The sequence below is a fragment of the Spirillospora sp. NPDC049024 genome, assembly GCF_040649235.1.
GTDB lineage: Bacteria > Actinomycetota > Actinomycetes > Streptosporangiales > Streptosporangiaceae > Spirillospora.
Window position 1 is genome coordinate 267,544 of sequence record NZ_JBEZFD010000004.1, and the last position, 21,142, is coordinate 288,685.

25 protein-coding genes, 1 tRNA gene and 1 pseudogene are annotated in these 21,142 nt (G+C 69.8%); 14 read left to right on the plus strand and 13 right to left on the minus strand.

Translation table 11 applies throughout. The features are described from left to right. The first annotated feature begins 63 nt into the window (after positions 1-63). The gene (locus tag AB0C21_RS09370; RefSeq protein ID WP_500203553.1) at positions 64-1,098 is read left to right on the plus strand and encodes a glycoside hydrolase family 113 protein; all 1,035 of its coding nucleotides are present in this window, start codon (positions 64-66) and stop codon (positions 1,096-1,098) included. On the opposite strand, the gene AB0C21_RS09375 is transcribed toward AB0C21_RS09370, so the two are convergent. After that, on the minus strand, positions 1,099-1,719 hold the full coding sequence (locus AB0C21_RS09375; protein WP_500203555.1) for a hypothetical protein: 621 nt from the start codon (positions 1,717-1,719) through the stop codon (positions 1,099-1,101). On the opposite strand from AB0C21_RS09375, the gene AB0C21_RS09380 reads away from it, so the two are divergent. Next, entirely contained in the window at positions 1,720-2,106 is a 387-nt protein-coding gene (locus AB0C21_RS09380) for a VOC family protein (RefSeq protein ID WP_500203556.1), read from the plus strand. 43 nt (positions 2,107-2,149) lie between these two features. Here the strand turns inward: AB0C21_RS09380 and AB0C21_RS09385 are convergent, their stop codons facing one another. Continuing rightward, on the minus strand, positions 2,150-2,452 hold the full coding sequence (locus AB0C21_RS09385; protein ID WP_149262742.1) for a hypothetical protein: 303 nt from the start codon (positions 2,450-2,452) through the stop codon (positions 2,150-2,152). 137 nt (positions 2,453-2,589) lie between these two features. On the opposite strand from AB0C21_RS09385, the gene AB0C21_RS09390 reads away from it, so the two are divergent. After that, positions 2,590-3,204 (plus strand): TetR/AcrR family transcriptional regulator, encoded by a 615-nt coding sequence (locus tag AB0C21_RS09390; protein ID WP_500203557.1) that lies wholly within the window; start codon positions 2,590-2,592, stop codon positions 3,202-3,204. Between the two features lie 55 nt (positions 3,205-3,259). On the opposite strand, the gene AB0C21_RS09395 is transcribed toward AB0C21_RS09390, so the two are convergent. Together AB0C21_RS09395 and AB0C21_RS09400 are read right to left on the minus strand one after the other, a co-directional pair. Further along, a complete protein-coding gene (locus tag AB0C21_RS09395; RefSeq protein WP_500203558.1) occupies positions 3,260-4,498 on the minus strand; it encodes a hypothetical protein in 1,239 nt (412 codons plus the stop codon). Positions 4,499-4,500: 2 nt separating this feature from the next. After that, positions 4,501-5,130: an RNA polymerase sigma factor gene (locus tag AB0C21_RS09400; RefSeq protein ID WP_500203559.1), complete on the minus strand. Its 630-nt coding sequence runs from the start codon at positions 5,128-5,130 to the stop codon at positions 4,501-4,503. Between the two features lie 261 nt (positions 5,131-5,391). Between AB0C21_RS09400 and AB0C21_RS09405 the strand changes: the two genes are divergently transcribed. The 3 genes and pseudogenes from AB0C21_RS09405 to AB0C21_RS09415 all read left to right on the plus strand — a co-directional run. Next, the gene (locus tag AB0C21_RS09405; protein ID WP_500203560.1) at positions 5,392-5,946 is read left to right on the plus strand and encodes a hypothetical protein; all 555 of its coding nucleotides are present in this window, start codon (positions 5,392-5,394) and stop codon (positions 5,944-5,946) included. A gap of 52 nt (positions 5,947-5,998) precedes the next feature. Next, positions 5,999-6,388: a hypothetical protein gene (locus AB0C21_RS09410; RefSeq protein WP_500203561.1), complete on the plus strand. Its 390-nt coding sequence runs from the start codon at positions 5,999-6,001 to the stop codon at positions 6,386-6,388. 6 nt (positions 6,389-6,394) lie between these two features. Then, positions 6,395-6,704: pseudogene (locus AB0C21_RS09415) on the plus strand (helix-turn-helix domain-containing protein); the annotation flags it as partial. A gap of 139 nt (positions 6,705-6,843) precedes the next feature. Here AB0C21_RS09415 and AB0C21_RS09420 read toward each other — a convergent pair. After that, a complete protein-coding gene (locus AB0C21_RS09420) occupies positions 6,844-7,047 on the minus strand; it encodes a hypothetical protein (RefSeq protein ID WP_500203562.1) in 204 nt (67 codons plus the stop codon). Between the two features lie 473 nt (positions 7,048-7,520). Then, positions 7,521-8,144: a TetR/AcrR family transcriptional regulator gene (locus AB0C21_RS09425; protein ID WP_500203563.1), complete on the minus strand. Its 624-nt coding sequence runs from the start codon at positions 8,142-8,144 to the stop codon at positions 7,521-7,523. A gap of 113 nt (positions 8,145-8,257) precedes the next feature. On the opposite strand from AB0C21_RS09425, the gene AB0C21_RS09430 reads away from it, so the two are divergent. The 3 genes from AB0C21_RS09430 (at position 8,258) to AB0C21_RS09440 (ending at position 9,321) form a co-directional block, all read left to right on the plus strand. Continuing rightward, positions 8,258-8,557, plus strand: coding sequence for a hypothetical protein (locus AB0C21_RS09430; RefSeq protein WP_500203564.1), 300 nt, complete (start codon positions 8,258-8,260; stop codon positions 8,555-8,557). A 91-nt stretch (positions 8,558-8,648) separates the two neighbouring features. Then, positions 8,649-9,023, plus strand: a complete 375-nt coding sequence (locus AB0C21_RS09435; protein WP_500203565.1) for an NADPH-dependent FMN reductase — start codon at positions 8,649-8,651, stop codon at positions 9,021-9,023. Then, on the plus strand, positions 9,016-9,321 hold the full coding sequence (locus tag AB0C21_RS09440; protein ID WP_500203566.1) for a hypothetical protein: 306 nt from the start codon (positions 9,016-9,018) through the stop codon (positions 9,319-9,321). Before AB0C21_RS09435 ends, AB0C21_RS09440 begins: the two co-directional genes overlap by 8 nt. A 1,024-nt stretch (positions 9,322-10,345) precedes the next feature. On the opposite strand, the gene AB0C21_RS09445 is transcribed toward AB0C21_RS09440, so the two are convergent. Continuing rightward, positions 10,346-10,418: transfer RNA gene (locus AB0C21_RS09445), tRNA-Ala, on the minus strand. Between the two features lie 342 nt (positions 10,419-10,760). Between AB0C21_RS09445 and AB0C21_RS09450 the strand changes: the two genes are divergently transcribed. Next, positions 10,761-11,696 (plus strand): LLM class flavin-dependent oxidoreductase, encoded by a 936-nt coding sequence (locus AB0C21_RS09450; RefSeq protein ID WP_500203567.1) that lies wholly within the window; start codon positions 10,761-10,763, stop codon positions 11,694-11,696. Positions 11,697-11,711: 15 nt separating this feature from the next. Here the strand turns inward: AB0C21_RS09450 and AB0C21_RS09455 are convergent, their stop codons facing one another. Continuing rightward, positions 11,712-12,416, minus strand: a complete 705-nt coding sequence (locus AB0C21_RS09455; RefSeq protein ID WP_500203568.1) for an HAD family hydrolase — start codon at positions 12,414-12,416, stop codon at positions 11,712-11,714. A 22-nt stretch (positions 12,417-12,438) separates the two neighbouring features. Next, on the minus strand, positions 12,439-12,558 hold the full coding sequence (locus AB0C21_RS09460) for a DLW-39 family protein (protein WP_021592723.1): 120 nt from the start codon (positions 12,556-12,558) through the stop codon (positions 12,439-12,441). Between the two features lie 218 nt (positions 12,559-12,776). On the opposite strand from AB0C21_RS09460, the gene AB0C21_RS09465 reads away from it, so the two are divergent. The 3 genes from AB0C21_RS09465 to AB0C21_RS09475 all read left to right on the plus strand — a co-directional run bounded on the left by AB0C21_RS09465 (position 12,777) and on the right by AB0C21_RS09475 (position 15,712). Then, on the plus strand, positions 12,777-12,986 hold the full coding sequence (locus AB0C21_RS09465; protein WP_149262752.1) for a hypothetical protein: 210 nt from the start codon (positions 12,777-12,779) through the stop codon (positions 12,984-12,986). A 17-nt stretch (positions 12,987-13,003) separates the two neighbouring features. Beyond that, positions 13,004-13,795 carry an SDR family NAD(P)-dependent oxidoreductase gene (locus tag AB0C21_RS09470; RefSeq protein ID WP_500203569.1) on the plus strand — a complete coding sequence of 264 codons (792 nt, stop codon included), beginning with the start codon at positions 13,004-13,006 and terminating at the stop codon, positions 13,793-13,795. 123 nt (positions 13,796-13,918) lie between these two features. Beyond that, a complete protein-coding gene (locus tag AB0C21_RS09475) occupies positions 13,919-15,712 on the plus strand; it encodes a M64 family metallopeptidase (protein WP_500203570.1) in 1,794 nt (597 codons plus the stop codon). Between the two features lie 193 nt (positions 15,713-15,905). Here AB0C21_RS09475 and AB0C21_RS09480 read toward each other — a convergent pair whose 3' ends face one another. The 4 genes from AB0C21_RS09480 to AB0C21_RS09495 all read right to left on the minus strand — a co-directional run bounded on the left by AB0C21_RS09480 (position 15,906) and on the right by AB0C21_RS09495 (position 19,725). Further along, positions 15,906-16,856 carry a DMT family transporter gene (locus AB0C21_RS09480; RefSeq protein WP_500203571.1) on the minus strand — a complete coding sequence of 317 codons (951 nt, stop codon included), beginning with the start codon at positions 16,854-16,856 and terminating at the stop codon, positions 15,906-15,908. Positions 16,857-16,981: 125 nt separating this feature from the next. Next, positions 16,982-17,923 (minus strand): helix-turn-helix transcriptional regulator, encoded by a 942-nt coding sequence (locus AB0C21_RS09485; RefSeq protein WP_500203572.1) that lies wholly within the window; start codon positions 17,921-17,923, stop codon positions 16,982-16,984. Then, complete coding sequence (locus AB0C21_RS09490) at positions 17,880-18,113, minus strand: hypothetical protein (protein WP_149262757.1); 234 nt, start codon at positions 18,111-18,113, stop codon at positions 17,880-17,882. Before AB0C21_RS09490 ends, AB0C21_RS09485 begins: the two co-directional genes overlap by 44 nt. Before the next feature lie 874 nt (positions 18,114-18,987). After that, the gene (locus AB0C21_RS09495; protein WP_500203573.1) at positions 18,988-19,725 is read right to left on the minus strand and encodes a bleomycin resistance protein; all 738 of its coding nucleotides are present in this window, start codon (positions 19,723-19,725) and stop codon (positions 18,988-18,990) included. A 345-nt stretch (positions 19,726-20,070) separates the two neighbouring features. Here AB0C21_RS09495 and AB0C21_RS09500 point away from each other — a divergent pair, with 345 nt between their 5' ends. After that, positions 20,071-20,931, plus strand: a complete 861-nt coding sequence (locus tag AB0C21_RS09500; RefSeq protein ID WP_500203574.1) for a dioxygenase family protein — start codon at positions 20,071-20,073, stop codon at positions 20,929-20,931. Positions 20,932-21,142: the final 211 nt, after the last annotated feature.

Below are 21,142 nucleotides of genomic sequence, written 5' to 3' on the forward strand. Positions count from 1 at the left end.
CCCTTCTCCGCCGTGGAGGCTATAAGGTACGTTGCGTACCCTAAATCTTCGGGAGGAACGACCATGCGCGTCTTCGGCATCAACTACGACACGGGATTCACCAGCGCCGGGACCACCACCCGCGAACCCTTCGACCCGGACACCGTCCGCCGCGAGATGGCCGTCATCCGCGACGAGCTGCGCTGCGACGCCGTCCGGATCACCGGCGGCCACCGCGACCGGCTGGAGACGGCCGCCCGCCTCGCGGCCGAGGCCGGGCTGGAGGTCTGGTACTGCCCGTTCACCAACGACCTCACCCAGGACGAACTCCTCGACTTCCTGACCGACAGCGCGGCCCGCGCGGAGCGCCTGCGCCGCGACGGCGCCGAGGTGGTCTTCCTCACCGGCTCGGAGATCTCCATCTGCACCGCGGGCTTCCTCCCCGGCGACACGCTCCACGAAAGGGCCTCCGTCCTGACCGACCCGCAGCGGCTGCGCACCGCGCTCGCCACTCTCCCCGCCGCGGTCAACGCCTTCCTCGGCAAGGCCGTCGCGGCCGTGCGGGCCGAGTTCGGCGGCCGGATCGGCTACGCCTCCCTGCCCTTCGAAGGCGTCGACTGGACGGCGTTCGACGTGGTCGCCACCGACGCCGGCTACCGCGACGCGCAGAACGCCGACCAGCTCCCCGCCGGGCTCCAGGCCCTGAAGGCGCACGGCAGGCCCGCGGCGGTCACCGAGTTCGGCTGCGCCCCCTACCGCGGCGCCGCCGCCATCGCGAGCCGCGGCGACGAGGTCATCGAATGGAACGACCGGGCCCGTCCCGCGCGGTTCACCCGCCCGGTCGTCCGCGACGAGCAGGAACAGGCCGACTACCTGCGCGAACTCCTCGACATCTTCGAGGACTCCGGAATCGACGCGGCCTTCGTCTACACCTTCGCCCGCTACGACCTGCCCCACGCGGAAGGCGACGACCGCGACTTCGACAAGGCGTCCTTCGGCGTCGTGAAGGTCCTCCCGGAAGGCCGCACGAGCACCTCCCACCCAGGCCTGCCCTGGGAACCCAAGGCCGCCTTCCACGCCCTCGCGGAATACGGCCGCAAGCGCACTCGCCCTGAGTAGCTACTCGCCGGGCGCGGGCAACTGCGGATCCCGCCTCAGCGGCTCGTCCGCCGTTCCGAGCTCCCGGCGCGCGGCCTCCATGAACGCGAAACGGAGCTCACGCTTGGACTGTGCACCCGCGTCCTGTCCCCGGAGCAGCGCATGAAGGGCGAGGGTGTAGTCGTGGGCGGCTTGCGCGACCGAGGGCGAGCAGACGAGTTCGAAGACCTTTTTGGCGAGCCAGAGCGAGTGCAGGTACTGCCACTTCTCGGACTCCTCGACTCGCTCTCCCATCGAGAGCCGATCCAGGAACAGTTCCACCTGCTGCGCCGCTGACAGGAACTCCATGAGCGCTTCCTTGCGCTCCGACCGTTCCGCGCTCGCCTGCTCGAACCGCGCCCGCCGCGCCTCGACCCGCGTCGAGAGGTACTGCCCGATCAGCGTCCCAGCAGACCCGAGAGCCACCCCGGCCAGCGGCAGGACCGTCGTCGCCACGCTCACCCCGCTGAGACGATCCACACCGAAGATCGGTTCCTTGCCGTGGCCGAGCGCGCCACCCCCGAACGGCCGCAGTATGAGCGAGCGCCGGCCACGGCTCGGTCTGGCCGGGATGTCCTCTCGGCGCCTTCTAAGCTCGGTCACGTGCTGAGACTCGGATTCCCTGTGATCGGTGTGACCGACATTCCCCGTGCCGTGGCGTTCTGGACCTCCGCGCTAGACCTGGTCGCCTCCCCGGAATGGGAAGGCCCGAACTGGAAGACGCTGAATCATGCGGACGGATCGGGCCGGGCCCTGGGTCTGATGCGCAGCGAATCGCCCGTCGAGCCCCATCCCCGTCTCCACCTCGACCTGCTGGTGGACACCACCGCCGAGCAGGAGGCCGAGGTCGAGAGGCTGGTCGGCCTAGGCGCGAGCAGGCTCGATTGGGATCTGTACCCTCCGAACCCCGACTTCGTCGTCCTCGCCGACCCGGACGGCAACCCCTTCTGCATCGTGGACCTGAGCCGGGCACCGTCCGGTTCAGCCTGACGAATACTCTGCCGTCGGTACTCGTTCGGGAAGTGCAGGACGGCTACGACCCAGCGTTGAATCCGTAGCAGTCCACCTGGTGCAGCGCCGTCATCGCCGGGGCCTCGTCGCACCGCTCATCGAGGGTCGACCGGTACCGCTGGAACGCCTCGATTCGCCGCAGGACCTCGGGACCGTCGTCCAGTTCGACGATGTCCATGAAGGTCACCTCGTCGTCGAGCCGAAAGGTCGCGTAGCGCAGGCCGTCCGGCCGGACCGCCCGAAGTTCCGCGTACACCTCCCGCAGCAGTTCCAGTTCGCGCTCCACCTGCTCCGGCTTGATCTTCCAGCGGATCATCACCTGCATCGCCGCCTCCTCACCTGGGCGTCGGCGGCCGCCGTCCCACCGCCCCGGACGGCGGCGGGGACTCCCGCCCTCAAGTTCAGATGACAGCATGTATTCCAAAATACGGACCGTCAAGCCAATTGCTAGGGTGATGGGCCATGGCCACCCGCAAGTACGAGCAGCGCCTGCGCGCGGAGGCGGCGAAGGAGACCCGGCGCCGCATACTCGACGCGGTCTACCAGCGGCTGCGCGAGGCGCCTTCGGAGCCGATCAGCATCGACCGCATCGCCCGCATGGCCCGCGTGGCGCGTCCGACCGTGTACCTGGTCTTCGGCTCGCGCGCCGGGCTGTTCGACGCCGTCGGCGCCGACCTGCTCCAGCGCGGCGGATTCGGCCGCATGCTCCAAGCCTCCGCCCACCCCGACGCGCGGGAAGCGCTGCGCGGCAGCATCCGGGGAGTGGTCGAGATGTACACGGCCCACCGCGACGTGCTGCGCGTCCTGCAATCAATGGCCATGCTCGACGCCAACGCGGTCGGCGGTGCGATCCAGCGAATGGAACAAGGCCGCGCCGGCGGCATGGCCGAACTCGCCCGGCACCTGGCCGACCAAGAACTGCTCCGCCCGGACGTCGACGTGGACCGGGCCACCGACGTCCTGTGGCTACTGACCGGCTTCGACAGCTTCGACCTGCTGCACACCGGCCGCGCCCTCTCCGTCGAGGAAACGGCGACAACCCTCACCACCACCGCCGAGCGCACCCTACTGACCTGAGCACCCAACGGCCGAGGCGCCCACGGTGAGGTGGGCGCCGGGGGCGGCGGGAGGTTCAGTCCTGGTTCGATGCCCGTCGAACGGGGTCGTTCCACCACTTCGGCCGCAGCTGCTCGGCGGGCTTGTTCGTCCACTCCGCCTGCTCGACGACCTCGGTGAACTCGGCGGTGCCCGGCCGCAGCGCCGCGTTGGCCGTGCCCGGGCTGATGACGATGCCCTGGCTGGCGGTCAGCCGCCCGGTCGCGGGGTCGATGAACAGCTGCCACTCGATGACGCCGTGCTCGCGGGTGGTCTCCCGCATGGCGACCGCGCGTCCGGTGCGGCCGGCCGGGTCGGTCGCGGTGACGACGCGAACGCCTTTCAGCGCGGCCAGGATCCGGTAGGTCGCGATCCGGACCCGGTCGCTGACCGGATCGTCGATCAACAACTGCGGCGCGTGGACGAAGAGATAGAGGTCGGGGTTCCGGAGGCGCCTGTGGTCGAACCTGGTCGCGTAGTTCAGCAGTTCCGCGCGCAACTCCTCGGGGTCGGCCGGCAGGGCGCGGGCCTCCTCCGGACCAAAGTCCAGCTCACCGCCCTCCCTCCCCTCGGGACCTCGCCGCGGGATCACCAGCTCGTCGCCCTTGATCTTCTCTGCGAAGACCAGATCCTGCTGGTCGGGCCGGCCGTCCCGCTCCCAGGCGGCCCTGTCGCGGGGCCCGGCCGGCCGGACGTCGTCGGACTTGACCCGGTGCGGGTCCAGGCCGTCGTCGAGGTCGTCCTGGCCTTCGTCGTTCCAGCCGTCGTCGACCTTGCCGTCCTTCGACACGACGCTGTAGTCGTTGCGCGTGACCACGATCTGGTAGACGGTGCCGGGCTTCTTGATGGAAGAGATCGCCATGGCGAGGCCCCGGACCTTCCGCACGTACCAGATCCGTCCGTCGGTGATGTGCCTGGCCTTGGCGTCCGCGGCGGCGAGCAGGAAGTCGGAGGCCGGACCGCTCTGCGCTGCCAGCGGCTCGGGATGATAGAGCGGGCGTGTCACCCAGGCGTGGTAGCCGCCCGCGGCGACCGAGATCGCGGTCGCCGCTCCCAGCGTCGCCATGACGATCCGCCGCCTGCCCGGCCTCACGACGTCCGGCCGCAGCCGCGAACCGAACCCGCGCTTCGCGGCGGCCTCCCGCTCCAGCCGCCGCCTGGCCGCCGTCACGGTGCTCATGGCGGCCGGCCGCTCCTCGGCCAGGAACTCCTGGACGGCCGTCAACTCGTCCACCGGCGCCCGCCCGCCCGGAACGGGGCCATTCGCGATGTCCATGGTCATGCTCCTTCGCGGTCGATGTGCCGGGTGGGGTCGGCGCCGCCCAGGGCGGCGCTCACCTTCTTGCGGGCCCTGCTGAGCCGCGAGCAGACGGTGCCGTACTTGACCCCCAAGGCCTGGGCGACTTCCGGGTAGGTGAGGTCGGCCAGCGCCACCAGCAGCAGCACGTCACGGTCACCGGGGGAGAGCGAGGCCAGCGCCGCCCCCAGCCGTCCGCCGACTCCGGCCGCCGCCACCTGGGAGGCCACCCGCTCCTCGTGGCTTTCGTGCGCCTCGGCACCCGCACCGCGGTCGGCGGCGCGGGCCAGCGCTCGGTACCGCCGGACCTCGCCCCGGCGGTGCCGGCTCACCAGCCGCGTGGCGATGCCGTACAACCACGCACGTGCCGGACCCTGTCCGGAGTCGTAACGGGCCCGCTTGCGGAAGGCGACCAGGAAGGTCTCCGACGCGATGTCGTCGGCGGCGTCCGCCCCCAGCCGCCGGTCCACATAGCGGTGGATCTCGGGGTAGTAGCGGTCGAAGATCTCGGTGAACCGATCCGGCTCGCGCTGGGACGCCGCGATGACCTCCGCGTCCACGTCCTCTCGCACTTCCGGAACGGCTTCGGCGGCGCTCACTCCATCTGTCACCGGCCGCTCCGCTCTCGTGCCCGTCCTCGAACGGGAGATGATGGCGCGGGCCAAGGACCGGCCGACCGTAGCGACCTACTGCCCGGAGGACCGCCACCCGCGACCGCCCTCGTCCGGCGATGAACGTTCGTCATACCTTCTCTCGCCCAAACCCGCCCCACCCCTTCTCACCCACCCGCCGTGCGCACCGCCCGCGGCCGCACACCGGACATGGGAGGAGAGCGGAACTATGGTGGGCGAGTAGTGGTCAAGGGGTGCGCATTGGCATATCAGCTCACGTTCTTCGGCAAGGCAACAGAACAGGAAACCGCCGCGGCCGCCATGGACCATGTTCTCGACGCCATGCTGGAGAGCGGACCACCACTGCTCGGGGAATCCCTCGGCCCGCCCCCGCTCCAACTCGGCGAGTGGTCCGGTCCCGAGACCGAAGCCGTACGAAGCTTCAAACTGGCAACTGCGACCGAGGACATGAAACCTGCCGCCGACTACCTCCTGCTGGAGATCCATGTCGGCATGCGGTCCATCGCTGACACCGTGATCGCAGCAGACCCCGACAACGACCACGGCGTATGGGGCAGCGATCTCCTAGCGCTGCTCACATTGAGCGGTGACCGTCCGGACTGGCCACTGGTCCAACGGATATGGACAACGCTGGAAGACCTCTGGCGCGTAGTGCCCTGGGACGAGGTGTCCGGCTTCGGCATCGCGGCCAAGACCCAATTGCCACTCCAAGGCACCCCCGACCTGACCCCACGGGCATGCCCTGATCCTCACCCGAGCAGTGGCCCGTCGCCGCAGGGGCCCCGCAGCCAGTGACCCCCACCGGAGGCACAATCGGTCGATCGAACCGGATGGCGGTGACGTAAAGGTGAGCGATGCTGAAGCCTTGAGTTCGTGGTGGCGCAAGATAGTCGGTCAGGCGGGGCCGACTCCCACGGTCCGGGCACTGTGGTTCGGCCTGGTCGAGTTGGCCGCTGCCGAAGACTCGGCGTGGCACCTGTATGTGAGTGGGTGCCGAGAGTTCGATCGGGAGGATGGCTCCGGCGACTGGGCCTGCGACGCTGAATGGCAGCCGATGGAGCGCTACCTGTTCCTGGCCGACCTGAATGCGCATGCCGCGCATGGCACTGTGACGATGCTGGACCACGCCGTTGATCTAGTCCGCCGCCTGGCACCTGAGCGATCTTGGCCGTACTTCCTGGAAGGCGTGGCAGTCGGCTTCGATGACGGTGACTTCGAGTTGACCTGGACGGCATAAAGGCAGATCCGGCGGCACCGCAAGGCGATCGGGTCGGCCTGGCGGCTAGCTCAACCCCGAGCAGCAAACCCTGCTGGTGCTGGTTCACCTGCGCAAAGGCGAGACGTTCGCCGAACTCGGGGCGGGGGCCGAGGTGTCGACGAGCACGGCCTGGCGGTACGTCCAGGAGGCGGTGGCGCTGCTGTCGGCGCGGTCACCGAAGCTGACGGCGGCGCTGCGCAAGGCCAGACAGGACGGGCTGCACCTGCTGGTGCTGGACGGCACGCTCATCGCATGCGACAGGGTGCGGGCCGCAAGGCCGGCCACCTCGTCAAGGCCATCGCCGTCCTACAGAACTACGAAACCACCCGAGGATGAAAAGGCTCACTGGTAGTAGAACCGCTGACGTGCGCACGAACGCTCCGCCTCGTCTCCGTCACGTCCGCTCGTTCCGCGCATGTTCCGGATCTTGATCGTCAGCTGTAGAAGTGCCTGCCGTACTCCTCGGGGCTGACCGTGAAGTCGTCCGGCCGGGTCTCCCGAAGAAGTCGGTACCGGGTGTCGAAGGCATCGATCGCCTCGTGGATGCTGTAGCCGAACACCTCCCGCAAGATCATCATTGCCGGAAGGATGCGATGGCACACGATGTGCTCGTCGATCTCGGGCCACCGGTCAGTCATGCGGGGAGTCTGTCACCGCGCTGGCCGACATGGGTTCCGCCAGCTCGGCAACGCGTGGGTCTCTGGCGGCGTAGCCACTGTCCTTCCCCCTGCCTTCTCCCGGCCCTGACCACGGGCGGGGCCGAGTCGCTCCGCCTTGATCCTTTTGTTGAGCGCATCAGCGAGCGTGCGGCCTGCTTCAGAGGTCGTGTGCTGACAGGTCATCGCCGCCCGCACTGTCGTTGCCCCTCCGGTCCACGAGATCACGCAGACTCGCTCCGTTCTACGCCGCGCCCCGCCCACCGACCCTGGCTCCGATCGGGAGGACGGCAGGAGGGAAGCTCAGGCACCCCAAGCCACCAACGACCGTCACGGGCGTGTTAGCGGACAGAAGGATCTCCCCGGTGGCGGACAAGAGATCTAACACGCTGGCGGACAGCAGATTCCCCCGCTGGGGTGTTGGTGTGTGGCCGTGGTCGGGTGAAAGTTCGCGGTTACGCGGGGCGGCACAGGGCGTGCTCGGCGGCGTCGGCCAGCAGGGTGGCGACGGTGTCGGCGGGCAGTGATCGTCCGGTGAACAGCAGGTCGAAGGCGTCGAAGCTGGTGTGGAGCCATAGCAGGTGAGCAGTCTGCTCAATGGTGACCTCGTCGCGGAGCGCACCTTGGTCGTGGAGGCGCTGGGCCAGGTCGTTCATGCCCTGGGCGCGGCCGTCCTCAAGGCGGCGGACGGTGCCGCCGACGGCTTCGGCGTCGAGTTGGGCCATGGAGAACAGGGCGCGCAGTACGTCGCGGTGTGCGGCGTACATGTGCACGTTGCCGGTGATCCCGTCGCGGAGCGCGCGCCGGGCGTCGGGTTGCAGGACGGCGGTGACCATGTCGGTGAAGCCGCCGTGGTGGAGCAGGTCCATGCCGAGCGCGTCGAACAGGCCCGCGCGTGATCCGAAGACGGTGTAGATCGTCGAGCGGGAAACCTCGGCGAGCTTGGCGACCTTGTCCATGCTGACCTGCTCGGAGGGGGCCTCGACGAGGCGCTGGTAGACGGCGTCCAGGATGCGCCGCCGGGTCTGGTCGGCGGCCTTGGCCCTCAGCCGCTGCTCGTACTTACGGGTGACAGGCATGCCATGACACTACCGCTTCACTTGACAGCACGTCCGATGGAAGACAGCATGTCCGACGAAAGACGGCTTGTCTGACGAAATTAACCTGTGCCGTCGTGCTACCGGGAGCCCGCATGCGCGTGATGATCCGCTACACCGTTCAGCCGAAACTGGTCGACCACAGCATCGAGCTGCTGCGACAGGTCTATGCGGACCTGGAGCACAGCCGACCGCCACGGCTGCGCTACGAGACCTTCCGCTTGGAGGGCACCTGCCAGTTCCTGGCCATCATCGAGTCCGACGGTGGCCCGGCCGAGGCCGCCCACCACCACCTGCCTTCCTTCCAGCGCTACCGGGCCGCGCTGAACGAGATCTGCACCCAGCCGCCGACCGTGACGTACCTGGAACCGGCTGGGGCCTACCAGTCCCGGTGACATCCCTCCACCACTTCCCCAAGGAGACCCTGATGATCCGCATCGCTCTCGTCGTCGGCAGCACCCGCCCCGGCCGCCGCGGCACACCGCCGTGGCCCGCTGGGCCCTTGACGCGGCTGCCGCCTCACCGGCCGTCGCCGATGGCCGTGCCGGCATCGACATCCTGAATGTGGCCGACTTCGATCTCTTCTGCTGGACAAACCGCCGCTGGTCCCAGGCGGTCGCGGTGTTCGACGCGTTCGCGTTCGTCACCCCCGAGTGCAACCACTCCTTTCCCGCCGCGCTGAAGAACGCCCTCGATCATCTGTATTCCGAATGGCAGCACAAGGTCGCCGGGTTCGTCGGCTACGGCACCAGCGGCGGCATTCGTGCGGTGGAGCAGCTACGGCAGGTCATCCCCCGCCGGAGGCGTCTCTTTCGACCCGTCGGAGCGCTCGGCCGTATGCGAGCATCCCGGGATGGTTGAGGTGACGTTGGATGTGGACGCCGACCCGGTGCCCTTGTTGATGGTGCAGACCGAAACGTGGGAGGTGCATATCTGGGCGCCTCTCGCGGACTTGGTTCGGCTGGGCGGGATCCGTGAGGCAAGTTGGGACGAGCGGCGATCCCTGAGGGTGGGCGTCTGTGCTGGATCGCCGGTCTTCTGGTCGGTGGCCGGGGAGGATCGGGCAACGATGCTGATCGGCCAGGATGACGAGACATGGGATGTGGCGCTGATGATCCCTCTCACAACCGTTGATGAGATCGTCGCCCTGGCGCGCTGATGCCGAGCCGGCGGCGGCGCGCACCCATGGCGGGCCGTTGGGGCGCGACCCCGGCGGAGGCGTCGCGATGTGCGGCCCGGCGCGGCCGTCCGGTGACAGGCGCCCACGCCGCAACTCCGGGCGGCCTGGCAAGAAGGCGAAGCGATCGGGCACGCAACGGACACAGAAGCGGAAGAAGCGGTCGTGAGAGACGAGAGCCCAGGTCAGAACATGGCGTCCGACCTGGGCTTTTTCGTGTGTGGAGCCTAGGGGTGCAAATCTGCGAGGTCGACCCCCGTCAGGCGACCCACCTGGGCAAACCTTGATCCCCGAGTGACCGCTCTTACCCCTTGATCACCGTGTCCAATGGCCCGCGAATGGCCCGACGCGCGTCTCCAGCGGACACTCGCCGCTAGCTACACACGAACCGGCCTGGGGAACCACGGGGTTCCCCAGTAGCGCACGCGCAACCGATCTTCCGGCAACTCTCCGAAGACTCCAACGGCGCTCGACCACACTCACGCCCTGGTGCTCATCGACGAACGGGCGCGCTCTGACGGCCTGTGCTTCCCGGAGTGGAGGCCTGCCCGAGTCGTTAACGCTTGAAGACCCTGACCAAGACGGCGATACAGCCCACAACGAAGGCTGCCACCAGACCTAATGAGACGAGGATGATGACGATCTCGGTGACGCCGATCTCAGGCATTGCCGCTCCTATGACGCTGGGCTGATCGGACGATCATATTTACGGCCAAGTGGCGGCGCGCCCCCGCGACCGCCGGCGACTTGCGGACGGGGTGCGGCGGCTCGATGTGCGGCCCGGCGCGGCCGTCCGGTGACCGGCGCCCACGCCGCACGCTCCGGGCGTCCTGGCGCGGGGCCGCGCAGCGGCGCGAGCGCCGCCGCCCCTTGAGTGCGATGGCCAAGGCCGAACTCAAGAAGGCGAAGCGATCGGGCACGCAACGGGCACGGAAGCGAAAGAAGCGGTCGTGAGAGACGAGAGCCCAGGTCAGGACATGGCGTCCGACCTGGGCTTTTTCGTGTGTGGAGCCTAGGGGATTCGAACCCCTGACACCCGGCTTGCAAAGCCGGTGCTCTACCAACTGAGCTAAGGCCCCTGGTTTCCTGTTGGTTGACCTGCGGTGACGCCGCACAGGCGCGACCGGTGACGATCGTACACCGTGGGAAGAGGATGGGCTGTCCGGGCCGGGGGCCGGTGGGCTCGGCATCTCAACCTTGCCGGCGGGGTCGTAGGGCGGTTCGCCAGGAGCGATGCCGTTGCTTAGTCGGCGGGATGAACTCGGGTGTGGTTGGGAGCTTGTGGCCGTCGTCCATGGGAGTGAGGTGGGGCTGCGTCGTCCCTGCGTGTCGTGGGAGGTCGGTCTGCGGCTTCACACCCGGCCCGTTCATTCCTTTTAGGGAGTTGTCGTGATTCCCGGTGGGGGCGACGATCCTTCCCCATGAACACGAGACTTGGGATCTTGCTTCCTACCGGTCAGGACCAGTGGGACGACGCTCGACGGCTGGTCGACTTCGGCGTCCAGGCCGAGCGGTTCGGTTTCGACTCGGTGTGGGCCAACGACACTCTGCTCGGGCCGCGGATCGAGCCGCTGGCGATGCTCGCCGCCCTCTCGTCGGCGACCGAGCGCGTCGCGCTGGGGACGGCCGCGCTGCTGCCCGCCTTCCGTCGTCCGGTCATGGCGGCTCAGGAGATCGCCTCTATCGATCACCTGTCCGGCGGGCGCCTGGTCGTCACCGTGGGGGCGGGCTTTCCGGGCCGGTCGGAGATCGAGTACGCGGTGTCCGAGGTGCCGTGGGAGCGCCGGTTCGGGCGGTTGGACGACACGGTGGCGTTGTGGCGGGCGCTGTGGTCGGGTGAGCGTGCTTTTCACGGCAAGGTGCTCCGCTTCGACGACCTGCCTGAATCCACACCCTCCTACCGGCCGGGCGGCCCCCCGATCTGGCTGGGTGGTGCAAGTCCGTCGGCGCTGGACCGTACCGGACGGCTCTATGACGGCTGGTTGCCCTATCCGCCCGATCCCGCGGACTACCGGGCGGGCCTCGCGGCGGTGCGGCGAGCGGCGGCATCGGCGTGGCGCCCCGATGACGCGATCAGTCCGGCGTTGTTCGTGACGGTGCTGGTCACCGAGGATGTGGACGGCGTGGAACGGCAACTCGACTCGTACTGCCGATCGACCTACGGCCTCCCTTACGAGACGGTGCGGACCATCCAGGCGGTGGTCGCCGGCCCGGTCGAGCACGTGGCCGCCACGCTGTCCCGCTACACCGGGGCGGGCGCGAACCATCTCGTCTGCCGCATCGCGGCGCCGTCCCTCGACTCCCAGCTCGAGCAGATGGAACTCCTCGCCGAGACCGTGCGTCCGGCGCTGAGCTGAGGCCCTCCCGGGCGGCTATCCGTGGTCGGCGGTGGCCGGGGTGTGGAGGACCAGGTCCGGGAGGGTGGTGATGGAGGGGAGGACGTGGGTGGCGCCCGCGGCGAGGAGGCGGTCGTGGTCGTGGGCGCCGGTGAGGACGCCGGCGACGATGGAGGCGCCGGAGCGGCGGCCGGACAGCATGTCGGCGGCGGTGTCGCCGCAGACGGCGATGTGGCGGACGTCGTCCACGCCGAGGCGGAGGGCCGCGGTCAGGACGAGGTCGGGCCACGGGCGGTCGCGCGGGACGTCCTCGGGGCAGAGGGTCAGGTCGGCGCGGTCCCACCAGCCGAGGGCGTCGAGGATGCGGGCCTGCGTGCCGCGGCCGAAGCCGGTGAGCAGGCACACACGGACGCCGGCGCCGCGAAGCCGGGAGAGGGCGTCGTCGGCGCCGGGGACGGGTGTGAGGCCGCGCCGGTCGATGAGCTGCTGGTAGGAGTGCTCGAACGCCAGATGCGCGGCCTGGGCGCGGGGTTCGTCGAAGAGCGAGCGGAAAACGCCGATCTTCGACCCGCCGCGCGTGTCGCGGAAGCGGGCGAGGGCACGGCCGTAGGACGCCGTGCCGGAGACGATCCCCAGGGTGGCGATCGCCTCGGCGAAGGCGGCCTCGACGGTGTCGCCGTCCGCGACGGTGGTCCCGGCGAGATCGAGGCAGGCGAGTGTGATCGGCTCTGCTTCGCTCACGCCGGGGCCTGTCGCCGGTGGATCAGTTGTCGGACGACGTGGCCTCGGTCCACAGGTCCAGCTCGGCGCGGTCCTGCTGGAGCTTGCGCCAGACGGCGAAGCCACCGAGTGCGACGACGGCGAGGACGAGCAGCTTCTTCACGGTGGGACCCCTTCACCTTCGACTATCAAGTCAGAGCCCGGGAACGGCTCATCAGTGTCTGCTTCCCCCAGGCTCTCCGCAGCCTAGCAACCGTTGCCGCGCGATCAGCACCGAAGCCCCCTCACCGGACGCAGTCTTTGACGAAGGCCCGCATTCCGCCTCTCGTCCGAACGCCGGAACGGCCGCATAATCCGGGTGGACGACCTTCGGGAGTGCCGATGGCAGAGGACGACTTCGGGCGCTGGGAGCGCGAGTTGGAGTCGGACGCGCAGGACGAGCGGCCGTCCGGGGGCCGCGGGCTGGTGCTGGTCGCGGGGCTGACCGCCACGGCGTGCGCCGCCGTGATCGCGTTAGGCGACGTGCCGCTCGGCACCGCCGGGCTGGTGCTCTCGTCGATCATCCTGCTGCTGTGGCGCATCGGGATGTGATCCGCCATCATCTCGGCATGGATCTGCGCGGAGCGAACGTCCTGGTGACCGGCGCGACCGGCGGGATCGGCCAGGCGCTGGCGAAGGCGCTGGCCGATCGGGGCGCCCGGCTGGTGCTGACGGGGCGCCGGGCGGAGGTCCTGGAACCGCTGGCGGAGCGGCTCGGCTGCCGGGCCATCGTCGCCGACCTGGCCGATCGCGCGACGGCCGAGGGGCTTCTGGACGAAGCGGGCCGGGTGGACGTGCTGGTGGCGAACGCGGCGCTGCCGGCGTCCGGGCTGCTCTCGGAGTACTCGATCGCGCAGATCGACCGGGCGCTGGACGTGAACCTTCGGGCGCCGATCGTGATGGCGAAGCTCGCCGCCGCGCAGATGGCCGATCGTGGCCGGGGGCACCTGGTCTTCGTGTCGTCGCTGTCGGGCAAGGCGGCGTCCGGGCACGCGTCCCTCTACAACGCGACGAAGTTCGGTATGCGGGGATTCGCCCTGGCGCTGCGCGAGGACCTGCGCCCGCACGGCATCGGCGTCTCCACCGTCTTTCCCGGCTTCATCCGGGACGCGGGCATGTTCGCCGAGGCCGGAGTGTCGCTGCCCCGAGGGGTCGGGACGCGGTCGCCGCGGGACGTGGCGCGGGCGACCGTCCGGGCCGTCGAGCGCGACATCGCGGAGATCGACGTGGCGCCGCTGGGGCTGCGGATCGGGGCGCTGATCGGCGGGGTCGCGCCCGTCCTGTCGGCGGCGGTGCAGCGGCGCGCGGGCGGCCACCGGATCTCGCAGGGCCTCGCGGACGGCCAGCGCGACAAGCGCTAGCGACAAATCAGCATCTTCCGGCGATAATCCGGGCGGGCCCGCTTGATCAGCGGGAAGAGCCGGCGCAGCGCCCGGGCCGTACCCCGCCCTGCCGCACGCGCCCCCGCGCGAGGAGGTCTGCGCATGCGGACGGGCAGGAAGATCGTGATCGGGACGGCGGCCGCGACCGTCCTGTCGCTGGTGGCGGTGCCCGCGCGGGCGGCGGAACCCGCGGACGCGACCGTGGTGCCGGTGCAGGTCACCGGCGACCCCGCGAAGCGCTTCAACCTGGTCGTGATGGGCGACGGCTACACGGCGGCGGACATGCCGAAGTTCCGCGCCCACCTCGCCAAGCACCTCAACGACCTGTGGACGATCGAGCCGTTCAAGTCGTACCGCAGCTATATCAACGTGTACGCGGTGGAGATCCCGTCCGGCGAATCCGGTGTGAGCTGCGACCCGGCGCTGTCCTCACCGCGCCGCAAGACGCCGTTGAGCATGGCCTTCTGGAGCGGCTGCCGGGATGACGGCATTCAGCGCCTTCTCGTCATGGACTCCGCGGCCGCCAAGACGTACGCGGACCTCGTCCAAGGCACGACTGTGGGGAACCGTCAGATCCTCGCGCTCGCCAACAGCGACACCTACGGCGGCGCAGGGGGCGCCTATGCGACGGCATCCGGAGGCAACGCGATGTCGGCGCTCATCGCGCCGCACGAGCTCGGCCACTCCCTGGGTGGGCTCGACGACGAGTACGACTACTACCAGCGGGGCGTCCCTGGGGGCACGTACACCGGTCCTGAGCCCAGCTCCATCCACCACACGCTGCTTACCGAGAAGGAGATGACGGCGCAGAAGCAGAAGTGGTGGCGATGGCTCGGTGAGCGGAGCGAGGCCGGGGGCACCATTGGACGCTACGAAGGCGGCCTCTACTCCAGTAAGGGTGTGTGGAGGCCGAGCCGGCACTCGATGATGAAGACGCTCGGCTACTACTACGACCAGGTCGCGCGCGAGCGGATGACCCAGCGGATCTCAGGCAAGGTCAACCTCGTCCAGGCGAACACGCCCACGAACGCCCCGGTGGGCGACGATCGTGTGCTGTGGGTCGAGACGATGCATCCGAGCGGTCATTCGTTGTCCGTCACATGGACGGTCGATGGGAAGACCGTCGGGCGAGGCGCGAACCTCGATCTGTCCAGGCTCCACCTTGGGAAGGGCACGCACACGGTCACGGCGACGGTCACCGACCCCACCGGATTCGTCCGCGACCCGGCCATCCGGTCGTCCGCCGCGCTCACGCAGGTGCGGACATGGACGGTCGACACCGGCATGACCACTCCGCCTGAGAACGTGCCTGTCGACTTCAGCTCGTCCACGCCGACTGACAAGCCCGTGGGGGGCGATTCCGTCGTGTACGTGGAGACGACCCACCCTGTGCAGAGCGCCCCCAAGGTGAGCTGGGAACTGGACGGGCACCGCGTACGCGGAGGCGACCGGGACATCGATCTCGGACGGTTCCGCTTGGCCAAGGGCACGCACACGCTCGTCGCACGGGTCGGCTCCAAGAGCCGCACGTGGACGATCGACGCGCAGGCGCCGACAGTGGCGTTCGAGCTGTCCAAGGCGGCGGAGAGCCGGGTTCGCCCCGGGCGCACGCCCGAGTACGTCTTCGACGGCCCCTTCACCATGCGGCTCACCGGCGCGGACGACCGTCCAGGCGTGGTCGTCTCCGAGTTCCGCGTGGACGGTGACGGCTGGTTCAACTACTTCGGCTGGCCGACCGACTCGTCCGCGCCCTGGCTGTTCACCGAGAACGGCACGGTCATCGACAGCCTCACCTACGGCAGGCTCGGCAAGGGCCGCCACACCATCGAGTACCGCGCGATCGACCCGGCGGGCAACATCGGCAAGCCCGGCAGGTTCATGGCGACCCTCCGCTGACCGAGACCCACCACGCTCACCGTCCTGCAGGTCGGCGAGCCCGCCGCGTTCAAAGCGACCCTCCGCTGACCGAGACCACCACTGGACGGGTCGTACTGACCCGCGATCGGCTTGGCAGGGCCGAGGCGCTTCGTTGCTGGATCGCCTCGAGGGTCGGCGCCTTGGCTCGGCGCCGACCGAGGTGCCTGGCGGCTCAGAGCTCGGGGGCCGGCTCCGGTGCGGGTTTCGCGGCGGGATCGGGGGCGTAGGCGGTGGCGTCGTTGTCGGGCAGGGGGTCCGGGTCGGCGGACGCGGAGCGGCGCGCGGTGGCGAGGACGGAGCCGCCGAGGATCAGCACGAAGGACGCGATGATCGTCCCGGTGAGGGGCTCGGCGAGGAACACGACCCCGGCCACGACCGCCACGGCCGGGTTCACGTAGGTGAACACCATGCCCCTCGACGTGCCGACCTCCCGGATCAGCTCGAAGAACACGATGAACGCCAGGGCCGTGCAGACCAGGCCGAGCGCGACGAGCGCGGCGAGGACCCGGCCGTCGGGCATGGCGCTCGGCCAGGTGGCGACGGCCGGGCCGGTGTAGACGAGCGCGGCGATCGCCAGCGCGAACGCGGCCATGTGCAGGCTCGGGAGGTCCTGGAGGTGCCGCGTGGCGATCATCGGGGCGATGGCGTATCCGAGCGCGACCAGCATGACCTCGCCGATCGCCCACGCGCTGCCGCCGCCGAGGTGCGGCCCGGCGAGCACACCGACGCCGGCCAGCCCGACCAGTAGCCCCGCCCAGCGGACGGGGCCGAGCCGCTCGGCGTCCCCGGTCAGCCGGGCGAGCACCACGCCGATGATCGGGACGGCGGCGATGAGCAGTCCGGTCATGGAGCTGGTCAGCCGGTTCTCGGCGTCCGACAGCAGCGCCCACGGGCCGAGGATCTCGACCGCGGTGAACACCAGGAGCGGGAGCCAGTGGCGGCGGACCACGTCCAGCCGCCCGGCCCTGATCGCCAGCGGCAGCAGGATGAGCGCACCGAGCGCGGTGCGGGCGAACACCACCATGGGGACCGAGACGCTCTCGACCGCCACCTTGATCAGCAGATAGGGGATGCCCCACAGCACGCTCATCAGCGCGAACAGCATCCAGCCACGGCGACTCAACCCGACCTCCGTTCTCATCCGTCTCCGCCTGGGCCCCGCTCCCGGCCCCTGACCGCGGTGGAGCGGGCGCGTCGCTACCGAAGGGGAATGGCCCAGACACCCGAGGTTTGCCCCGGGACGGACATTCAGGATGTGGTCGGGCGAGTCGGGCTGTCTTGAACGCTGTTGCGGTACGCGCCCGGGGTGACGCCCAGTACGCGGCGGAACCAGCGGGTGAGGTGCGCCTGGTCGGCGAACCCGACGAGGGTCGCCGCCTCGGCGGGACGGTGCCCCGCGTCCAGCAGCGCTCGGGCGCGGGCCACGCGGTGCTGGGCGAGCCATGCGTAGGGCGGCATTCCCATCGCGTCCCGGAAGGCGCGCAGCAGTTGGTAACGCGAAAGCCCGAGGTCGGTGGCGACTTCGGCGAGCGTGGGCGGGGCGACCAGTTCGTCGGACAGGCGGGTCGCGACCGTGCTCGCGATGCGTCCGGCCTCGGCCCTGCGGTGGACCGGAGGCGCCTTCGGGCCGGACACCGCGTGCCGCCGGACGAGCGCGCCCAGCACGCCGAGCAGCCGCGACTCGCCCTCGATCGGGTCGGCGCCGAGCCTCAGGGCGTGGTGGGCGAGGCGGAGCGCCTCGCCGAGCCGCCGGTCGTCGACGATCGGGTTCGCGAAGTGGGGTTCGGCCGGAACCGGGCCGGGCTCCGCGGTCGTCGCCGCGCCCAGCAGGTCGGTCGCGGGGTAGAGGCACAGGTAGGCGAAGCCCTCCGGACGCGCCGGACCACCGGTGTGCGCCTCACCCGGCTCGATCACGACGACGCTGCCGGCCGCCGAGTAGATCCTCTCGCCCCGGTAGAGCATCGTCTCCGTGCCGTCGACGGTGACGCCGATGGCGTACTCGTCGTGGGTGTGCGGCGCGTAGTGCCGGCGGCCGATGCGGGCCGTCAGCAGGTCGAGCGGCGCGCCCTGGATGCCGCTGACACGGGTCCACAGCGTCCGGTCGACTCCCCTGGCGTCGCGCGGGCCCCCGCCCACCGCGCGCCGGTCAGGCCGAGAAGACGTGCCGGAGCCGCCAGCGGTCCTCGTCACGGCCGAGCTCCACGACGGCCACGCCCTCCGCGCCGGTCACCCGGAAGCGGTAGACCCTGCCCTCCTGGGCCGATCCGTAGGTCTTCAGCACCGCGTCGACCGCGTAGCGCGCCCCCCGCCACTCGTACGCGGTGAGCCGCCCCGCCGGGTCGTGCTCGGCCCGGACCGGCTCGTTCAGCAACTGCCCCATGCGGGGAGACTAGCACGCGTTCGAACAAATGTTCGCAGGTCGGGACGGCTTTCATGCGCGGCCTCGCACCGCCCCCGGACCGATCGGGGCACGGAAACCCCTGTGCCGCCGGGCGTGGCGCGCCGCTCGCCTCCGGGGCGCCGAGCCGAGTCACGCGAGTCATGAACAGACCAACAGAAATCGCCCCCACCCTCATCCCGCCGTGTCCGGGTCAGGGGGAGAGCGCCGCGTCCGGCCAGGGGTCTCCGAGCACCGTCATCCACAGGCTGTGGGCAACCATCGCGCACACCTTCCTCGTCGCCGCAACAGGCGGCCTGGGGGGCGCGTCCACAGGCGGATCCCCAGAACAGCCGGGCTTTCCACGGTTCGGACGGCCTGTCGGCCGCCGCCCTTCCCAGCATGACCGAGACGGCCGCTCCGTCCACAGAATCCACAACCTGTGGATAACTCTCGTGCACAACCTGGGTACGGCCGCGCGGCTCCGGATCCACATTCTTCCCCAGGTCGCCCCCAACCCGCGCGCCGAGTTGTCCACCTCGTGGAAAAGCCGCTGACCAGCGGGAGAAGCCGTTCCTCGCCGGCATGCTCCACACCCCGTTCACACCCTGTGGGCGAATCCCCTCCACAACCTCGCCGTACCGGTGGACGGCGTTGCCCACAACAATCCCCAACCGCATCCCCAGCACCGCGCCTCACCTTGGGGATGACGAGGGTGAAGGCCGCGCCTCCGGCCTGGGCCCGCCCTGAGCTGCGGTACTGCCGGGCACCGCCCCGCCCCCGGCAACGCCGACTCGTCCCGGCGGTCAACGCGGGAATGATCAATCGCCGACCCGTCCCGACGCCTGGAATCGCCCGCGCGGCCCCGCCGGTTCCGTCAGCGCGCGCCTCGGGTCGGTGGATCCGCGTCGTCGGCGGGGACGGCGGCCTCGAGGTCGGCCAGGCGGCGGAGGTCGTCGGCGAGGCCGGACGAGTCAGGCAGGTCGATCGCGCGAGCCTCGGCCAGGAGGGTGCGGGCGCGAAGCCATTCCTCCATGTGGACGGCCGCGTCGGCGCGCAGGACGAGAGCCCTCAGCCGTTCGGACTGGGTCAGCGCCTCACCCGAGCGCAGCAGACGGTCGAGAATCCGAGCCGCGGCCCGATGGTCCCCCTTCGACTCGACCAGAAGGGTGGCCATGTGGAAGGCCCGGGCCGTCTCGCCCTCCGAGATGGGCGCATGGCGCAGGTCGTCCGAGATGGCCTGGCCGATGCGGAGCTGGAGCCCATCCGGGTCGGTGAGCAGGAACTGCCGGACGCCGTACGACATGTCCCGCAAGGCACCCAGCCGAGGGAGCCCACGAGCCGGGACCCGGCCGAGGGCCTGACGGAGCCCGCCGCGAAACGCCTCGTAGAGGGCGTCCACCTCCGTGGTGGTGATGTAGCACATGTTCATGGACACGGCCGGATCATGCTTCTTCCACCCGAAGAACTGCAGCTCCACGTCACCGCGCCGGACCGCGAGGTACGGGTTGGGACGGGTCTGCCACGTGGACCGCTCGAACCCGAGCGCCCGGTAGAAGTCCCAGGTCAGCTCGATCGACCGGCACGGAAAGATCGGTATCGCCTTCTCGCCCATGGCCGGAGCCTAGGAAGACCGCTCGGCATTAGTCAAGTTTGATTAGTACGACAGAGCCGCTCCACCTCCGGGCTCTGGAAGACGGACGGCGCACTCACCAACGGCGAGATCGCAATGCGGACGCGTGGTTCAGGCGGGCGTGAACAGCGGAGGTGGAGCATGATGTGAGGGTGATCGCGGTCACCGGCAGGGCGGCCGCCGGCGCATCGAGGGCGATCTCCAGGGGCGCGGAAAGACCCATGGAGGTCGATCCCACCCTGGCGGAGCGGCTCGGCGGCATCACTCCTGAGCATGAGAGTGATCCGACCGCAAAGTTTTCCACAGGTTGTGGAAAGGAGGGCGTCCGTGGACTTCAACGAGGACACCGCGACCCGGGCCGTCCAGGACAGTTTCCGCGACACCCCCGACCCGCGGCTCCGCGAGATCCTCGACGCGCTCACCCGCCACCTGCACGCCTTCGTCGGCGAGGTGCGGCCCACGATCCGCGAGTGGGAGCAGGCGATCGAGTTCCTCACCGCCGTCGGCAAGAGCTGCACGGACACGCGCCAAGAGTTCGTCCTGCTGTCGGACGTCCTGGGCGTCTCCATGCTGGTGGAGACCCTGAACGAGCAGGAGGGCGGCACAGAGAGCACCGTCCTGGGCCCGTTCCACATGGTCGAGTCGCCCCCGCGCGCGCTTGGCGACAGCATCGACCTGGTCGGAGAAGCACAACCATGCGTGGTGTCCGGGCGCGTCTTGAGCACCGACGGGACGCCCCTACCTGACGCGGAGGTGGACGTCTGGCAGTGCAACGAGAAGGGCTTCTACGACGTCCAGCAGCCGGGGGTGCAACCGTCGGGCAACGGCCGAGGCCTTTTCCACACCGACCAGGAAGGCCGGTTCCGCTTCCGGACCGTCCTGCCCAGCCATTACCCGATCCCGACGGACGGCCCGATCGGACGGTTCCTGGAAGCCGCCCGACGCCATCCCTACCGTCCGGCGCACATCCATTTCATCGTCCGGGCGGACGGCCACACGCCACTGACCACTCACGTCTTCGTGGCGGGCAGCCCCTACCTGGACTCCGACGCGGTCTTCGCGGTCAAACAAAGCCTCGTCGTCGATTTCCCGGAGTCGGACGACGCGGAGGCGGCCGCGCAGAACGGCGTCCAAGCCCCGTTCCGGCACGCCGAGTTCGACCTGATCCTGAGCAGAGAGCCGGCGTGACCTTCGGTCCCGCGGATCGGCGCCCATCACCGCCCGCTCCTCCCGCACTGCGGCAAGGTTCGAGAGTTGGCATCGCCCTCGTAGAGCCACAGCGAAACGCAGGTTATCCACAACCTGTGGAGAAACACCCCTCCAATCTGGATAACCGTCTCTCGACCGGTGTCGACAAGGCGTGATCCAACTGGCTCCGCAGCCTGTGCCGCAGCGCCTT

Bases quoted from the DNA above. Each gene is read 5' to 3' on its own strand.
- AB0C21_RS09370 (WP_500203553.1), top strand. From the start codon at position 64: ATGCGCGTCTTCGGCATCAACTACGACACGGGATTCACCAGCGCCGGG.
- AB0C21_RS09385 (WP_149262742.1), bottom strand. From the start codon at position 2,452: ATGCAGGTGATGATCCGCTGGAAGATCAAGCCGGAGCAGGTGGAGCGC.
- AB0C21_RS09390 (WP_500203557.1), top strand. From the start codon at position 2,590: ATGGCCACCCGCAAGTACGAGCAGCGCCTGCGCGCGGAGGCGGCGAAG.
- AB0C21_RS09395 (WP_500203558.1), bottom strand. From the start codon at position 4,498: ATGGACATCGCGAATGGCCCCGTTCCGGGCGGGCGGGCGCCGGTGGAC.
- AB0C21_RS09420 (WP_500203562.1), bottom strand. From the start codon at position 7,047: ATGACTGACCGGTGGCCCGAGATCGACGAGCACATCGTGTGCCATCGC.
- AB0C21_RS09425 (WP_500203563.1), bottom strand. From the start codon at position 8,144: ATGCCTGTCACCCGTAAGTACGAGCAGCGGCTGAGGGCCAAGGCCGCC.
- AB0C21_RS09430 (WP_500203564.1), top strand. From the start codon at position 8,258: ATGCGCGTGATGATCCGCTACACCGTTCAGCCGAAACTGGTCGACCAC.
- AB0C21_RS09440 (WP_500203566.1), top strand. From the start codon at position 9,016: ATGGTTGAGGTGACGTTGGATGTGGACGCCGACCCGGTGCCCTTGTTG.
- AB0C21_RS09450 (WP_500203567.1), top strand. From the start codon at position 10,761: ATGAACACGAGACTTGGGATCTTGCTTCCTACCGGTCAGGACCAGTGG.
- AB0C21_RS09465 (WP_149262752.1), top strand. From the start codon at position 12,777: ATGGCAGAGGACGACTTCGGGCGCTGGGAGCGCGAGTTGGAGTCGGAC.
- AB0C21_RS09470 (WP_500203569.1), top strand. From the start codon at position 13,004: ATGGATCTGCGCGGAGCGAACGTCCTGGTGACCGGCGCGACCGGCGGG.
- AB0C21_RS09475 (WP_500203570.1), top strand. From the start codon at position 13,919: ATGCGGACGGGCAGGAAGATCGTGATCGGGACGGCGGCCGCGACCGTC.
- AB0C21_RS09490 (WP_149262757.1), bottom strand. From the start codon at position 18,113: ATGGGGCAGTTGCTGAACGAGCCGGTCCGGGCCGAGCACGACCCGGCG.
- AB0C21_RS09495 (WP_500203573.1), bottom strand. From the start codon at position 19,725: ATGGGCGAGAAGGCGATACCGATCTTTCCGTGCCGGTCGATCGAGCTG.